We start from the raw sequence: 1,242 nt of genomic DNA on the forward strand, positions 1-1,242 counted from the left end.
TGACACCATATTTTATGGGTGTTAGGTAGCCTAATTTTTCTTGGATACGTTCTTCATTATAATAATTTAAATAAGTAATAACCCGCTCAAATACATCTTGGTTGCGTAACGAATTAAATTTAACATATTGAAATTCCTCAGACTTCAAGTTCGAATGAAAAGATTCAATCACCGCATTATCCCAACAGTTTCCCCTACGCGACATGCTGCTGACAAGGTCGTTATCCTTAATGCAGGCCTGATACGCATAAGACGTGTAAACACTTCCTTGGTCTGAATGCACAATCACACCTTCGGGGTGATTACGAATAGCCAGTGCCTCCTTTAACGTGTCAATTACGAGTGGTGTCTGTTGATGATCGTATAATTTGTAAGCGACAATTTCATTATTGAATAAATCCATAATGGTCGAAAGATATTTTGTTGTACTGCCATATTGGATATATGTGATGTCTGTTACCCATTTTTTGTTGGGTTCGCTAGCGGTGAAATCACGCTTAAGAAGATTAGGGGCAATTATGATACTTTCTCCTTGAGATTTCCACTTCCGTTTTGGCTTAATACGACACTGCAAGTTATGCTTTTGCATTAGAGTCTGAACGGTGTTGCGATGCAATTCAATGTGATATTTCTGTTTTAACATTGCCTTTATTTTTCTATGTCCATTCCGATATTTAGTGCTCTTACATAGTTCCATAATCGCTTCCTCTTCTACTGAAAGCGACTTATCGATGCCTTGAAGACACCACCTATAATAGTTCGCCCGTGGTACTCCTAGCGCGGACAAGATAGCCTTAATCGTATACTTCTTTTTAGATTTCTCTACAATCTGTAGAACTATTTCTTTTTTAACTCCCTTTCGATTTCCATGTACTTTTTTAGAATTTCATTCTCCATCTTTAAATGAGAAAATTGACGTTCTCGTTTGTCCTCTTCGCTGGAGAAATCAGGACCGTGACCAAAAGTGTATTGTTTACCAATCGGCTGATCAAATCGATAGATTTCATTCGAACGGTACCATTTCATCCAAGTCTTAATCTGTGAATCATTTTTAATTCCGTGCTTCTCCATAATCTGCTTGTTCGTCAATTCACCACTTAATTTATCCTTAACAACTGCCCATTTAACTTCGCTTGAATATACGTTTTTGCCCACGCAAAAACACCTCCGATGTAAGTACTTGTTTACAAGTGTACCACTCCGAAGGTGTTTTATATTGTCTCATTAATTTAGGTTAGTCCA

The 1,242-nt window shown here is 37.5% G+C and carries 1 protein-coding gene; it reads right to left on the reverse strand.

The window, feature by feature from the left end; all coding sequences use genetic code 11:
- A protein-coding gene (locus R2B77_RS17850; protein WP_322555779.1) for an IS3 family transposase occupies positions 1-1,155 on the reverse strand; the annotation gives its coding sequence in 2 pieces (ribosomal slippage) (positions 1-879 and positions 879-1,155; 1,156 coding nt annotated over the 2 pieces). This gene is flagged as partial in the annotation.
- Positions 1,156-1,242 lie beyond the last annotated feature (87 nt).

The sequence above is a fragment of the Sporosarcina beigongshangi genome, assembly GCF_033485195.1.
Classification (GTDB): Bacteria; Bacillota; Bacilli; order Bacillales_A; family Planococcaceae; genus Sporosarcina; species Sporosarcina beigongshangi.